The 14,820-nt window shown below is 37.7% G+C and carries 13 protein-coding genes; 1 reads left to right on the plus strand and 12 read right to left on the minus strand.

Translation table 11 applies throughout. From position 1 onward, the window contains the following. Positions 1–187: 187 nt before the first annotated feature. Positions 188–1,918 (plus strand): glycoside hydrolase family 13 protein, encoded by a 1,731-nt coding sequence (locus tag EPL02_RS02165; RefSeq protein WP_131886897.1) that lies wholly within the window; start codon positions 188–190, stop codon positions 1,916–1,918. 474 nt (positions 1,919–2,392) lie between these two features. Here EPL02_RS02165 and EPL02_RS02170 read toward each other — a convergent pair whose 3' ends face one another. From EPL02_RS02170 to cntA, 12 genes are all read right to left on the minus strand, one after another. Further along, entirely contained in the window at positions 2,393–3,268 is an 876-nt protein-coding gene (locus EPL02_RS02170) for a helix-turn-helix domain-containing protein (protein ID WP_094909722.1), read from the minus strand. Positions 3,269–3,535: 267 nt separating this feature from the next. After that, complete coding sequence (gene ribD, locus EPL02_RS02175) at positions 3,536–4,627, minus strand: bifunctional diaminohydroxyphosphoribosylaminopyrimidine deaminase/5-amino-6-(5-phosphoribosylamino)uracil reductase RibD (protein WP_094909721.1); 1,092 nt, start codon at positions 4,625–4,627, stop codon at positions 3,536–3,538. Beyond that, positions 4,624–5,367: a GTP cyclohydrolase II gene (locus EPL02_RS02180; protein ID WP_094909720.1), complete on the minus strand. Its 744-nt coding sequence runs from the start codon at positions 5,365–5,367 to the stop codon at positions 4,624–4,626. The genes ribD and EPL02_RS02180 overlap by 4 nt, the downstream gene beginning before the upstream one ends. A 282-nt stretch (positions 5,368–5,649) precedes the next feature. Then, positions 5,650–6,858 (minus strand): MFS transporter, encoded by a 1,209-nt coding sequence (locus tag EPL02_RS02185; protein ID WP_094909719.1) that lies wholly within the window; start codon positions 6,856–6,858, stop codon positions 5,650–5,652. Between the two features lie 199 nt (positions 6,859–7,057). Next, positions 7,058–7,423 (minus strand): DUF3221 domain-containing protein, encoded by a 366-nt coding sequence (locus tag EPL02_RS02190; protein WP_131886898.1) that lies wholly within the window; start codon positions 7,421–7,423, stop codon positions 7,058–7,060. 116 nt (positions 7,424–7,539) lie between these two features. After that, positions 7,540–8,331 carry a SurA N-terminal domain-containing protein gene (locus EPL02_RS02195; protein WP_094909717.1) on the minus strand — a complete coding sequence of 264 codons (792 nt, stop codon included), beginning with the start codon at positions 8,329–8,331 and terminating at the stop codon, positions 7,540–7,542. 226 nt (positions 8,332–8,557) lie between these two features. Beyond that, positions 8,558–9,730 (minus strand): staphylopine family metallophore export MFS transporter CntE, encoded by a 1,173-nt coding sequence (cntE, locus tag EPL02_RS02200; RefSeq protein ID WP_131886899.1) that lies wholly within the window; start codon positions 9,728–9,730, stop codon positions 8,558–8,560. 12 nt (positions 9,731–9,742) lie between these two features. Then, positions 9,743–10,489, minus strand: coding sequence for an ABC transporter ATP-binding protein (locus EPL02_RS02205; protein ID WP_094909715.1), 747 nt, complete (start codon positions 10,487–10,489; stop codon positions 9,743–9,745). Then, a complete protein-coding gene (gene cntD, locus EPL02_RS02210; RefSeq protein WP_094909714.1) occupies positions 10,482–11,297 on the minus strand; it encodes a staphylopine uptake ABC transporter ATP-binding protein CntD in 816 nt (271 codons plus the stop codon). The genes EPL02_RS02205 and cntD overlap by 8 nt, the downstream gene beginning before the upstream one ends. A gap of 4 nt (positions 11,298–11,301) precedes the next feature. After that, positions 11,302–12,198 carry a staphylopine uptake ABC transporter permease subunit CntC gene (gene cntC / locus EPL02_RS02215; RefSeq protein ID WP_094909713.1) on the minus strand — a complete coding sequence of 299 codons (897 nt, stop codon included), beginning with the start codon at positions 12,196–12,198 and terminating at the stop codon, positions 11,302–11,304. 1 nt (position 12,199) lies between these two features. Then, on the minus strand, positions 12,200–13,132 hold the full coding sequence (opp1B, locus tag EPL02_RS02220) for a nickel/cobalt ABC transporter permease (RefSeq protein ID WP_094909712.1): 933 nt from the start codon (positions 13,130–13,132) through the stop codon (positions 12,200–12,202). A gap of 56 nt (positions 13,133–13,188) precedes the next feature. Continuing rightward, positions 13,189–14,799 carry a staphylopine-dependent metal ABC transporter substrate-binding lipoprotein gene (cntA, locus tag EPL02_RS02225; RefSeq protein ID WP_131886900.1) on the minus strand — a complete coding sequence of 537 codons (1,611 nt, stop codon included), beginning with the start codon at positions 14,797–14,799 and terminating at the stop codon, positions 13,189–13,191. Between the last annotated feature and the right edge of the window lie 21 nt (positions 14,800–14,820).

Here is a 14,820-nt window from a genome sequence, read left to right on the forward strand (position 1 = left end):
GTTTATGGTTCATCATTATAATTCGGTTTTTTCATTCTTGCAAGCACTTACACCATCTTTTTTTATGATATTTTAAATTGAATACCCTTTCATTTCTATTGACACATCCTAAAATTACTCATAATATAAAGTTGTTATTAATATTAATTAAACAAATTAATAAATTAAATTTGAAAGGATGTTTTTAATGCTTCGTTCTTCTATTTATCATCGCCCGAAAAATAATTTTGCGTACGCATACGATGAAGAAACTCTACATATCCGATTGCAAGCGCAAAAAGGAGATTTACAAGATGTGACTCTTATTCATGGGGACCCTTACATATGGGAAAATGGTCAATGGATTTATTCAACAAGCTCTATGAAACTTGTAGGTTCGGATGACTTGTTCGATTATTGGCAGGCTACCATTCGCCCCCCACATGCTCGCTTACGATATGGGTTTATTTGCAACGATGGAAAAGAATCCTTAACGTATACGGAAAGAGGATTTTTTGAAGATGTTCCTACCCACTGTCACTACTATTTTGCCTTTCCATTCTTAAATCAAATAGATGTCTTTTCCTCTCCTTCATGGGTAAAAGACACAGTTTGGTATCAAATTTTCCCTGAGCGTTTTGGGAATGGAAATCCAGAATTAAACCCAAAGAACGTCTTATCATGGGGAGAAACACCTACTCAAAGCAGCTTCTTTGGTGGCGATTTTGAAGGGATCATTAACCACCTCGATCACCTTACTGAACTAGGAATTAACGGCATTTATTTTACACCTATTTTTAAAGCAATGACCAACCATAAATACGATACAATTGATTATTTTGAAATTGACCCACAGTTTGGAGATAAAGAGACATTTAAGCGACTTGTAGACGAATGTCACAAACGCGGTATTAAAATCATGCTTGACGCCGTCTTCAATCATAGCGGCTACTATTTTGAACCGTTTCAAGATGTTATAAAATACGGTGAAAGCTCGAAATACAAGGATTGGTTTCATATTGCCGAATTCCCCCTTAATCCAGGAAACCAGCTATCTTATCGTACGTTTGCCTTTGAGCCTGCCATGCCAAAGTTAAATACAGAAAATAAAGATGTGCAAAATTATTTACTAGAAGTAGCGGAATATTGGATCCGAGAATTTGATATTGACGGATGGAGATTAGATGTAGCGAATGAAGTAGATCATCATTTTTGGCGATTGTTCCGCAACCGAGTAAAAGCAATTAAACCGGACGCATATATCCTAGGTGAAATTTGGCATGATGCAATGCCTTGGCTGCAGGGAGATCAATTTGATGCTGTAATGAACTACCGCTTTACAAACGCAGCAATTGATTTTTTCGCAAAAAAAGAAACTACCGTAGAGCAGTTCCAAAACGAGCTCGTTCACGTGTTGCAATCTTATCCCCAGCACGTAAACGAGGTTGCTTTTAACCTGTTAGGTAGCCATGACACAGCACGAATTTTAACTATATGTGAAGAGGATACAAATCGCTTAAAGTTGCTTTATTTGTTCCAACTTTCCTTTATCGGAACACCTTGTATTTATTACGGTGACGAAATTGGCATGACAGGTGGAGATGATCCTTTATGTCGTAAGTGTATGGAATGGGATACAAATAAACAGGATCTTGATGTATTTCATTTTGTTCAAAAACTTATTTCGCTTCGTAAACAAAGCCCAGCTTTCTCCAAGGGAGAGTTCGCGTTCCAAGCTATGAATGAATCTCTTGTAAGCTATCGCAAAACGCTTGATGATGAAGAGTTACTCATTATTATTAATCCAACAAATCGTTCATTAAATGTTAGTCTTCCAACTTCATTTGCTGACGGCCTTGATTTATGGACAAATGAGCACGTATCAAATGATTTGATGTTAAACGAGAGTGAATTTGTGATTGTGCGTAAAATGAAATAACCAAACTAGCCATGATTATCGTCATGGCTTTTTGGCTATTTTTAACTATTTAACTTGTGATAAACCTCTCCTTAATTACAAAAAAAGCCCAACCAAGAATAGGTTGGGCTTAACTTATATTTTTATTTCATAGAGGGGGTCTACTGAAAAAAGCTCTACAGCGGACTTATTATTGTGATATTAAGAAAATCGCTATGATCAATGTTGGTTCGGTAAACCTAAAGTTGCTACTTGGTTTTCTTGAGTGACTGCACCAACTGATGCTACGCCTGCCACCAGTGTAAGTGCTAATGTTAATCCTACTAATAATTTTTTCATAGATATTTCCTCCCCTTATTGTGATTAATGTTAGTGTAGCATAAGATTTTTTTTCGTGAATTCGCTGATATGGGCGAATATACCTGTTTAAGCGGCCTTATTCTTCTAATTCGCTTTATTTTCTCGATAATTATAATAATAGGAATATTTTTATTTTTATACAAAAAGTTCATTGATTTCACTTTTCACTAACTCTGTGAACTTTTCATTCCTTTGTAACTGGAAGATATGAACGGATTTCTCTAAGTATTCTTTTCCCTGCTTAACTCTCCCAAGCTTAATTAAATTTTCACCAGTTTGGTAGTGAAGTTCACCAAATAAATACATAGACTCATTGCTTATACAAAGATCAATCCCTCTGCTGCTGTAGGTAATCGACTCTTCGTATTGTTTCATATCAGCTAATGTTTTTGATAGTCCGTATAAAATACGAACCTTTAGCATTTCTTGACGAATTTGTGGTAGTGCCGTTATATGTTTTAACGCTTGTCTATATAATTCTTCTGCATTTTCATATTCTTTTTCTTCATGATAAATGATAGCTACGCTGTTTAAGATCTCTATTTCTTTTTCTTTGTAAAACGTCTTCGACTGCTTGGTATAGTCAATTGCTTCATATAAAAGGCTAAATGCTTTCTCTTTTTGCTTATGCAAGTAATACGTACAAATCCCTTCATGCCATGTTAAAAACTGCTTATTTAGCGTTGTTTGAAACAGTGGACTTTCTTTTTCCTTCTTTATAATATGATCAATCGCCTCATAGTCCCTTTGACGAATATATTGACGAATAAGTGATTTAACTGCATCCACATAGTCTAGTCGGGGAGACTCAACTGTATCAAAAAAATAGTTTACATCTACGCCTAGTCGCTTTGATAGCTTATACAGCGTAATGCTAGAAGGATATTCTTCACCATTTTCAATTTTGCTAATCTGTGCTTGGGTACAAATATCTCTTGCTAACTCTTGTTGCGTTAGCTCCGCCATTTTTCGAAGCTCTCTCATGACACGCCCAATTCTATACTCTCTCATCTCATTCCTCACCCTTATATAGATTTTCAACCAATAGTATTTGTTTCTCTTTCCCTTAAACAAATTCCTTTATGTAAAGACTCAAAATCCGCTTTTTAAACCGGTTCTAGGTCCTTATGTTAAAAAAACGGTAAAAAACAAAATTAGTTTCTAAAATTCTGAAAAATTTAATCCTAATTTTTATTAAATAGAGTATAGAAAAAAACTGCATCTCGATCTGTTAGAATACACCTAACAGATCGAATGCAGTTTTTTAGAAGTTACTTTTTATTCATAAATTGGATACGCACTAAATTTATAATCTTTCCCTAATTGGATTACCGTAACGTTTGTAAACTCTAGTGCATCTGACATTTTCTCAATGCCTTTGCCTTCTACAAAAGTTGGGGCTTCTTTACCACCTACAATTTTAGGCGCAATGTAAAGTTCAAGTTTATTGATTAGCTTTTGTTCAATAAACGATGCATTCACCTGTCCTCCTCCTTCGATTAAAAGGGAAGAAACCGAATGTTCACCCACTATTTCAAGCATTTCAGATAAGTTCACATGTTTTTCACCGCTTGTAACAAAAACTTTTACTCCCTGTTCTTCAAGCTGTTTTCTTTTTTCACCATCATGGTTACTCGTTGTAAAAATCCAAGTTGGTGCTTCTTTATCCGTTACGACTTTTGCTTCGATTGGTGTTCTTAGCTTTGAATCCAACACAATACGAACTGGGTTGCGGCCGCCTTCAAGGCGTGTTGTGAGGGAAGGGTTATCTTCAATCACTGTTTGAACACCCACAAGAATTGAACCTGTTTCGTGACGAAGCTGATGAACATCTCTTCTAGCGTCTTCTGACGTAATCCATTTACTGTGAGAAGACGCCGTTGCGATCTTTCCATCTAGGGTAATGGCAGATTTTAAAATAACAAATGGTTTTTTTATCGTAATGAAGTGATTAAACACCTCGTTCATTTGACGGGATGCTTCTTCACATATTCCTACTTCAACTTCAATGCCGGCATTCTTTAAGATACTTACTCCTCGTCCTGCCACAAGTGGATTTGGGTCAAGCGTAGCAATGACGACTTTTGAAACTTCTGCTCGAACAAGCGCTTCTGCACAAGGACCGGTGCGACCATGATGCGAACACGGTTCTAACGTAACGTATGCCGTGCTTCCCTTGGCTAACTCACCAGCCATATTTAGCGCATGAATTTCAGCGTGAGGACCCCCTGCTTTTAAATGCGTACCAATTCCCACAATACGATTATCGTTTACAATCACACATCCAACAAGTGGATTTGGGTCTGTTTGCCCTTTTGTAGCTTTTGCATTTTGTATTGCAATGTTCATGTAAAATTCATGACTACTCAAACCAGTACCTCCTCACCTAAATGACCCGAGCGCTGCACTTTTGTTTGAAGGTATTTTTCATTAAACTCTGATACGTCTCCCCAAAGTGGAATGCGTCCTGATAACGAAGCACCGTTTTCTTCTAATGCTATAAGCTTTTTCGGGTTATTTGTAATTAAAATAACCGGCTTTCTACGAATCTGCTTTAGCACGCTGATTGCTTCTTTATACTGACGAGTATCATCAGCAAAACCTAACTCTTCGTTCGCTTCAACCGTATCAAATCCGTTTTCTTGAAGCACGTAAGCCATTGCTTTACTAAATAAGCCAATCCCTCTTCCTTCATGATTTGCTAAATAAAATAAGGCACCAGCTCCGTTTTCCGTAATCATCTTCATGGATTGTTTCAGCTGGAATCCACAGTCACAGCGCTTGCTGCCGAAAATATCACCTGTATGACAAATACTGTGCATGCGAATTAATGCCTGGTCCGCTTCTTTAAAGTCTCCATATACAAGTACGCTAGACTGCTGTAAATCGGCCAAGTTAGCAGAATTCATCTGTTCAACCAGTTCTTCTAAGCTAAGTTCTCCTTGTTCCACATCATCGGAACGTAACCAAGAATACCATTGAAAGATTTTTGTTTCTCCTTCTAAATTAACTGGTAAACGAATTGGACCTACAACGTATATATAATGATCTTGATTATTAATCACGTTTACTTTATCTTTTAGTGCATCTATCACTTTTTCATTTAACATATTCGTTCCTCCTGACAATCACATTACATTCTTATTTTAAACTAATTAATGTCATCCTTCCAATTTGGATGCTTTACATTTCATTTAGTTACTTTTTGTAAGTTAATTTCATTATAAAAGTTATCTTTATATTTGTAAATCATTTTATCTCAAAGTAAATAGTTTGAACACTATTTATTACGCGTCAATGTGCTATATATAATTTTATAAAGGTAAACAAACGAAAGAAAAGCACAGCGAACAATTTCTTCACCGTGCTTTTCTAAGCTTTTTCACTATTTTTTATTTATTTACTACTTGTTTTTCCAACGCTACCCTAGAGGCAACTTTTGAATAGCGGCCATGTAGTGCGTAATAAGCTACAAGTGCCACTATACCAATCACAGCACATACAATATACATTCCTTGATAACCAATTGAACCAGAGACAATTGCTAAGACAGAGGAGCCAACTCCCAGTCCTGAATCAAACAAAACAAAGAACGTCGCTGTGGCAACTCCACGACGATGCGGTGGAGATACCTTTATGGCAATAGACTGTAAGCTTGATGTTAACGTTCCAAACCCAATTCCAATTAAACCACCAGCAAGTAAGAAAGTCGTTCCTGAAGACGCTTGGCTGATAAGGAACACGCCGATTGTAAACAGTAGAATTGCTGGGTACACAACGAAGTTCTCACCGTAGCGGTCAAACCATTTTCCTGTAAAAGGACGAGATAATAATAAACAAACTGCGTACACCACAAAGAAATAGCTTGCTACGCTTGTAAAGTTCATCTCTTTAGCAAAGACAGACACAAACGAAATAATGCTTGCGTACGCAAATGAAAGTACAAATCCAGCTAATGCAATGGGAAGTGCTTTGAATTCAAATAGGCTTGCTAGGAGAGAAACCTTCACCTCTGTAGAGCTTTTCACCACTTTTAGCGTTGGAACTTTTAGCACCAAGCTACACAGTAACCCCAACACTGAGGCTACAATTGCTACTGTAAAAACAGCTGAATGTCCAGCTGCTTCGACTAGTGTTAATCCCATAAACGGTCCGATTACCATCGCGAGGTTCATAAATGTAGCAAAGTACCCCATTCCTTCTCCACGACGATCATCAGGAATAACGTTTGCTACAATCCCCCCAGTAGCTGTTGTTGCCATTCCAAATCCAACTCCGTGCAGTACGCGAAGCAGCAGCAAACTTGAAAGTGAATTGACTTGACTATATAAAACTGAACCAATTAAAAAAAGCACCGCTCCAATGACTAAAATTCTTTTCTGACCAAAGGTAATCATCCATTTACCGGAGAGCGGGCGAAAAATAATGGCTGAAATTAAAAACACTGTAACAATAAGTCCTAAACTGCCTTTATCTGCTTGTAAAATGTCTGTAGCATATAAAGGAAGCGTAACCGTCATCATATAAAAAACAACAAAAATAAAAAAGCTCGTCATCGAGACGGCTACAAAATCCTTCGTCCATAGCTTTGACTTACTCATTTCATTCCTTCCTTTCCTTTAAACAAATATCATATTGTTTTCCACAAAAATAATTTGTATACAAATTATATGAACTAAAACTATTATAGTGATGATTTCTTTTCATGTCAATCCACTTTTTGGCACCTTCACTCCCGTTTTCTGCTCTCAGAAAACAACCAGGCAAAGTGGATTACATACTTTCCACTTTGCCTGGTTGTTAATTACCTTCTTTAATCACTTGGATTTCTTCGGCATTCCCTTTTGCTGGAACTGTGTACTTGACACTTTCACCTTTCTTTAACCACGCTTTGACCAGTTGACCTTTTTTGTAGGTAACGGATGAATCCGGCACCTTTAAGTAAATCGGTTGAATGGTATCATCACCTAATACTTCGCTTGTCGTATAATTAAGCGCTACGTCCCTAGGAATGACGTTCGCAACTAAAATTTCATTCTCTTTCACTTCCATGATGCGACCTTGGATTATGTACCCTTTGTTATCTTCGCTTTGTTGACTTGAGCATCCTATTAAAACCATAATAAAGCTTATTAATCCTATGAATGCAAGAACCTGTTTTCTCATCGCTTTTATCTACTCCTATTTTAAGGTTCTTTTTATTATAACGTGTTTTTTACCTCTTTTTCCAATTAATCAAAAACGACCCGTATGTATACGGGTCGTTTTTGATTAAGTAAAAGTTAGATTTTCACATCAACTTTCGCTTCTTTTTTCAGCTTTTCAACTTGCTCGCCTACTTTTTCTTGTTTCTTCTGTTGTTCAAGTTGACCTTTAATTTGATCTTTTACTTCTTCATATTTTGGCAGCTGCTGCTGTTGATCTGATCCTGCACTTTCTGCTTGCTTCGCATATTGGTCGTAGTACTCTTTCACTTCTTCATCCGTTACTTCATCAGCTTTAATTTCTTTTTCTACATACTTATTATACTGAATACTTTCACCAAGCTGCTCTTTTAATTGATCCATATTGAGACCTGCTTGCTTTAATACATTGTTAAATTCTTTTTCTGAATCATACTGCTTTTTAGCATCTTCAATTTGCTTATTAATTTCTTCTTCTGATGCTTTATAACCTTTTTCCGTTGCATCTTGAATGAGCAGCGTTTGTCCCACTAAGCTATCGATTGTTTGATCTTTAACCTGCTTAGCAGCATCTTTTGTTGTTGGGTCTTGTCCCATTTGCTGCATTTGCATTTGAGATGTTTGAAGCACTTGATTGTATTCAGATCCTAAAATCTTTTCGTCATTTACAAGCGCTACAGTTTTCTTTTCATCTACCTGCTGCTTTTCTAATTTCTCCTGCATTTCTTTCATTTGCTTTTCTTGTTCTTTTGTTTGTTGCTGCTGTTCTTCCGTTTGAGCTGTTTTCGAATCTTCTTTTTTATCCGCACTGTCGCTAGCATCATTTGATCCACATGCTGCAAGCGCTACGGAAAGTAGTCCAACGATGAAAGGGTATTTCAATTTCTTCATGGTTAATAGAGCTCCTTTCGTCTTTTCAAAAAATTGCTTTCGTTTAGAAAACATCTTGAGGGCATTGTATCGAAACTACTTCTAAAAAGAAAGTAATTCGATCAATTTTACATATCTGTAACAGTATTGAAAAGATTCGTCATTTTATACACCTTTGCTGAGAAAGATGGTAAAAACCTACCAAATCAGTATGTATAACATATCACACTCTACGGAATAAGCATATTCAATTAACAAATTGTTTACGCTTGTCATAAGAAAATAGAATCATCAAAGCACCTAAACCTGCACAAACCGTGTACATGACCGAATAGGATAAAGCATCTGCAACCGGTCCCATAACTACACTGCCCAATGAAACGCCTAAATCTGCTGTAGCGATGAATAATCCAAGAAGAACGTTACGATTAGTAGCTGGCAATACAAAACTTAAATATGTCGTTAATGTAGGATAAATAATTGCTTGAGCTATTCCCATTAAAATGGCTGCAGCATAAAAGAAAAAAGCTCCTCCAACAACAGCAAAGCTAATTGACTGAGCTGCTAGTGCCAGCATTAATAGTGTACCTGCCATATAGAGAGAGTGCCACTTGCCGTCTGAAGGGATTTTTTTCATTAGCGTGAAGCGCGCTGCAACAACAGTAGCTGCTTGAATCATTAAATACATGCCGGCGTGACTATTTTCCAACTGCTCTGCATAAAGAGGAATGAAGGTTGTAACTGCTCCAAACACCATAGAGGATACGAGCATGATTACGCTACATTTAAATAAGTAAGGATTTTTAAAAAGCTGACTGAACGACTCTTTCATTCCAAGAGGAGGAGGTGATTTTTTCACTTCGTTATGCGTATTCATTGTGGAACCATACCCTACTATTCCTGTCAAAATCGCAAGAGCAACCATCAAAATCGTAAAATAGCTCGCATTATCTGCCTGCCAAATACCAATAGCTAACAGAGGCCCAATAATCCCGGGAATATACGAGCATAAAGAGTAAAGAGAAATCCCTTGTGAACGATTTTCTTCAGGAAGTGCATCGATAATGGCGATTTGCAGTGACATGGAGAAGAAAGCCGTACAAACGCCTTGAAGGATACGAGCGGTAAAATAACCGCCTAAACCTGTAAAGGTATATAAAATTAGCGCTGCGGCATTAATCAGCAAAATAACGCGTAGCACTTTAACAGGACCAAATTTGTGAATAATATAACCTGCCCATGGTCTAAAAAACATTGTCGTAAACAAGTAAGCACCCATGATGATACCAATTGTTGTATTTGTTGCCCCTAAGCTGTCTCCTTTTAACGGAATAACCACGTTTAGTATGGCATTAGCACTAAAATAGAGAAGCACTAATGCGTATAAACGTAAAAAGGGCCAAGATAGTGCTCCTTTCACTGTTTTCCCCTCCTATAAGCTAATGGTTTTGTTCAACAACGCCTTAGCATATGATGACTTCACGTTTTTTAAATTGCTCACTGACACTACCTCTTCGACTTGTCCTTCTTTAAAAATCATAATCCGGTCGCAAAGGTACGTTGCAGCCTGCAAATCATGCGTAATAAAGATATAGCTCATGTCATAAGCGCTTCTTAATTCCCTTAATAAGATTAAAATTTGAAGCTGAACAGATATGTCTAATGAGCTGACGGCTTCATCGAGTAAGAGGTATTTTGGTTTTGTTGCAATGGCTCTTGCAATACAAACTCTTTGTGCTTCTCCACCTGACAATTCGTGTGGATACTTATGTTTATAAAACGCAGGAAGCCCTACTTGATGTAGTAATTTTTCTATTTCTTTTTCTTGATTTTTTTTGGGTACTTTTACGATTTGAAGAGCCTCCTGAATGGCTTTTTTAACCGTAAAAAAAGGATTCAAGGAAGACGTATAATTTTGAAACACAGCGCTCATTTTCCCCACGCGTGCTTGTACGTTCCTGGTACTTATACCATCGAGTAAAACCTCTCCTTTATCCGGGCGTTCAATGCCAAGAATTAAACGTCCTAGCGTTGACTTACCGCTACCGCTCTCACCAATAATACCTAGGCACTCTCCTGCCACGCATTTAAAACTAACTTTTTTAATGATTTGCTTTTTCTCTTTGGACAAGAGCCCTCCAGATGTATATGATTTTTCAACTTCGCATACGTTAAGCATCGACAGCCCCCCCTACCATTTTCTGAAAATGTTCACTAAGCGTACGCTTTGTTGAAATAAGATATTCCGTATATGGATGTTGAGGCTGTAAAAAAACATTTTGTGTTGCCCCTCTTTCTACGATTTCCCCATCCTTCATTACAAGTACCTGATCTGCCAATTTCTTTACAATTCCTAGATCATGTGAAATAAAAATCATGGCTGACCCAATATTTTCTCGTAAATTGATTAACTGCTCGATTACATCAAACTGAGAAATGGTATCTAATGCGGTCGTTGGCTCGTCAGCAATTAAGACAGCTGGTTCTAGCAGTAACGCTAGGACAATCATCAATCGCTGAAGCATTCCTCCTGAAAGTTCATGTGGATATTTGTTCATGACATCCATTGGACTTTGTAGACGCACACGCTTCATCCCATCGATAAGCTTACTTTCCAGGTGCTGGTAGCTCCAATCCATATGCTGCTTGAGGGTAGCCATTAAATGCATTCCAACAGGATTAGAAGGATTGAAAGCACTCATGCCGTTTTGCATGATCATGCAAAGCTCTTTCCCTCTTTTACTTCTCATTTGTTTTTCAGAAAGCTGAAATAAATCTTCTCCCTTTAATAACACGCGACCAGATTGGCTAATTCCTTTCTTATGTAAACGCATGATCGACTTACATGTCATTGACTTGCCACTACCGCTCTCTCCGACTAGAGCTAAGCATTCGCCTTTATCGACTTGAAATGAACTATTATGAATGATGGACGTATTTGTCTGATTATCAATTACTTGCAGCGTTTCTACTATTAATAAACTCATGGTGTTATTTCGCAACCTCCTTTTCATGTAACAGTGATTTTACGATGTGCGCTTCCTTTTGCATTCTAGCTTTTGAGCTCGCAAGCTTCGGGTTTAACGCAACTTGAAGCGCATCTGCTAAGAAGTTAAAAGCTAGAACCACTGTAATAATTGCTAGACTCGGAGGCAGTAATAGTTCTGGTTTTGTGAAAATGACATCTCTAGCTTCATTCAGCATCATACCCCATTCTGGATTTGGTGCTTGAATGCCTAATCCAAGAAACGAAAGACCTGAAATTTGCAAAATGGTAGAGCTAATTGAACTACTTGATATGACCGCAATATCGGCAAAAGTGACTGGAAGCATATGACGATAAATAATGGTGAAATGATTGAATCCGGACGCTCGCGCAAATTTTACATATTCCAAATCACTATACTGCATCACGGAAACTCGGATTACGCGTGCAAACCAAGCCCACTTCATTAAAATAAACGCAATTAAAATATTTTCTAAGCCAACCCCGAGAATACCTACAACAGCAAGCGTAATGACGTACACAGGAAAAGAAAGCATAGCATCACAGACTCGCATAATAATAGAGTCGATAACACCTTTAAAGTATCCCGCAATGAATCCTAGTAGTCCCCCCAGTACAACCGATAATGATAGCGCGATTAACACATAGATAATACTAGGACGAATACCGTAAATAAGCCTGGACAATACGCACCTCCCTAAGTGATCATTACCTAGCCAATATTCAAGTGAAGGTGCAGCATATCGTAAAGCCATATTCACTTTAACGGGATCATTTGGCGCAACGACCGGTGCAAAAACCCCCACAATCAACGTTAGGACGATAATCACAAGTGAAGCGAGTCCGAGCTTATCTTTTGCCAAGCCTTTTAATAGTTGCATCCTATTCACCAATCCTTAGCTTCGGGTTTAACGCTGTGTTAACAATGTCTGAGATTGTATTAAACACAACAAAAGCCACCGCGATAATAAGTACGTATGCTTGAATAACAGGAAAGTCCCTGCTTAAAATGGACTTGATGCTTAAACTACCTAGCCCTGGCCATGCAAAAACATTTTCAATAACAACCGTCCCACCTAAGATAAGCGGAATGGACATACAAAAAATCGAGATGGATACTTGAAGAGAATTTTTTAAGACAGCGGCTATGATTTTTTTCTCAGATAACCCCGAAGCTCTAGCGTACAAAACATAATCTTCGTTTAGGTTTGCGAGCATAGCGCTACGCACAGTGCGAAAGTATAGTCCGATATGAGTAAAGGCAATTACCGAAACAGGCAAAATATAACTTTTGTACGATTCAAGTCCGCTTGTTGGAAGCAAATCAAGCGTAACGGAAAAATACCAAACCATTACTATGCCGATTAGATATGCTGGAAGTGCTGATAAGAAAAAGAATGTCCCTCTAATAAAACGATCCAGTAATCTGCCTTCTGTTAATGCACAGACAATGCCCAAAATGATGGAAGAACTAATAATGACTACTGATGAAACGAGCGTTAATTTTAACGTATTAAAAAAAGCCGGCCCTAAGAGCACCCAAACAGTTTCATCCTTAACATAAGAATTTCCGAAATCCAATTGAAGACACGAAGCGAGCCAGTTTAAGTATTGAACGATAAAAGGATTATTAAGCCCTAGCTCTTGCCTTGTTTGAGCGATAAGCTCATCAGTAATCACTGGAACATCTTGCGCTTGCAAAACTAATTTAGCAGGATCTTCGGGAGATAAATTGATTAGTACAAATGTTAGAAACGAAATAATAAACAGCAGCGGAATCATTAACAGCAGCCTTTTTACAACATATACACCCATGCTTTATCTTCCTTTCTTTATTTTCAACCACTAAAAAAGGGGAAAATCTCCCCTTTTTACTTTTCAAACTTCATCTGTTCAAACGGTAGTTCATACTGAGTTTGTTTAAACGAAATTCCTTTTAAATTTTCTGGAGCTACTACGGTTACGTTTCCGTTTGTAATTGGAATAAACACCGCTTCATCATGCACAATAGTTAAAATATCAGCATATAGCTTCTTCCGCTCATCTTCAGTAGTTGACGTCATTACTTGTTCAATTTTTTTGTATAGCTCATCGGCGTGAGCAATTCCCTTTGTTGTATGCAAATAAGAGGCATCTGAAGTAAACGCAGCAATAGTACTTTGAGGGTCATAAGCTAATCCCCACGTTTGGTTAAATAGTAAGTCATAGTCTCCTGCTGCTCTTCGGTTTGCTATTGACGTTGACTCTTCTCCCGTCAACTTAATTTCTACTCCAATTTCTTTAAGTGCATTTTGAATAAACTCAGCCTGCGTTTTTTGAGACGCAGAGTTGCTGTCATAATAAAGCGTCATTGAAAGCAGCTGGTTGTCTTTTGTGCGAATACCGGTTTGTTTATCTTCTTTCCAGCCTGCTTCACTTAAAAGTGCTTTAGCTTTTTTCACATCGTAGCCACGCTTCTTAAGATCTACATCTGCATAATTAACATTTTTAGAAAACAAAGTATTGGCTGGAGTTTCTGTACCCTCAAAAATGGTTTCGCTAATTGTTTTACGGTCAATCGCATACCAAATTGCTTCACGAACTGCTGTTTCACTTACTGGACTAGTTGATTTACTGCTGTTGGCTACAATCATTTTTGTATTCATTTGTTGACTTCTAACGAGCTGATAATCACCTGAATCAACAAGCTGTTGCATTGCTTTTACATCAATGCTGTCTGCACCCCGGTCATCCGTAAAGACAAAGTTCACTTCACCTTTTTGCAATGCTAAAAACGTCGTGTCTCCTTGGGGAAGGACTTTAGCAGTAATTGTCTTAACTTCTGGCTTTCCATTCCAGTAACTTTCGTTTCTTTCAAATGTTGCGTAGTTGTCCACCTTATGATTTTTTAGAACATATGGACCCGTTCCATGATAACCATCTACACCATCTTTTGTTCCATCATTTTTAAAATCATTCGGTGAGATAAAAACATAAGGTCGCGTCATAGATAATTCAACTAATGTCGGATAATATGGCTCTGATAAAACAAGTTCAATCGTATAGTCATCTACCACGTTACAGCTTACGATTTTAGTAGATAGCTTAATCCATGAGTGTGTTTCTGCATTTTGCTGCACCGCATCAATATTTTTCTTAACTGCTTCTGCATTAAACGGTGCTCCATCATGGAACTTTACACCCTCTCTAAGCTTGAATGTGTAGGTTTTACCGTCTTTTGAAACCTCCCAAGATTCTGCAAGAAGCGGTTTAATTCCTTCTTCCGTATTTTCTACAAGTGATTCATACACCATTCCTTGTGCTGACATTGCACCTGGATAAAGGTGTGGATTCATATCGTTAATGTCCTTGGATGTTGCATAGGTAATTTCATTTTTATTTGTTGCACTTGTACTAGCTTTTTCGTTGTCACTGCATGCACTTGTAGCAAGTAAAGCTGCACATGTAAGCACTGCTAGTGTAAATGATTTTCTTTTTTTCACGTTTGTTCCTCCATTATTGTA

The organism is Bacillus sp. CBEL-1, assembly GCF_004348885.1.
Lineage (GTDB): Bacteria > Bacillota > Bacilli > Bacillales > Bacillaceae_H > Priestia > Priestia aryabhattai_A.

Bases quoted from the DNA above. Each gene is read 5' to 3' on its own strand.
- EPL02_RS02165 (WP_131886897.1), top strand. From the start codon at position 188: ATGCTTCGTTCTTCTATTTATCATCGCCCGAAAAATAATTTTGCGTAC.
- EPL02_RS02170 (WP_094909722.1), bottom strand. From the start codon at position 3,268: ATGAGAGAGTATAGAATTGGGCGTGTCATGAGAGAGCTTCGAAAAATG.
- EPL02_RS02180 (WP_094909720.1), bottom strand. From the start codon at position 5,367: ATGTTAAATGAAAAAGTGATAGATGCACTAAAAGATAAAGTAAACGTG.
- EPL02_RS02185 (WP_094909719.1), bottom strand. From the start codon at position 6,858: ATGAGTAAGTCAAAGCTATGGACGAAGGATTTTGTAGCCGTCTCGATG.
- EPL02_RS02190 (WP_131886898.1), bottom strand. From the start codon at position 7,423: ATGAGAAAACAGGTTCTTGCATTCATAGGATTAATAAGCTTTATTATG.
- EPL02_RS02195 (WP_094909717.1), bottom strand. From the start codon at position 8,331: ATGAAGAAATTGAAATACCCTTTCATCGTTGGACTACTTTCCGTAGCG.
- EPL02_RS02205 (WP_094909715.1), bottom strand. From the start codon at position 10,489: ATGCTTAACGTATGCGAAGTTGAAAAATCATATACATCTGGAGGGCTC.
- cntD (WP_094909714.1), bottom strand. From the start codon at position 11,297: ATGAGTTTATTAATAGTAGAAACGCTGCAAGTAATTGATAATCAGACA.
- cntC (WP_094909713.1), bottom strand. From the start codon at position 12,198: ATGCAACTATTAAAAGGCTTGGCAAAAGATAAGCTCGGACTCGCTTCA.
- opp1B (WP_094909712.1), bottom strand. From the start codon at position 13,132: ATGGGTGTATATGTTGTAAAAAGGCTGCTGTTAATGATTCCGCTGCTG.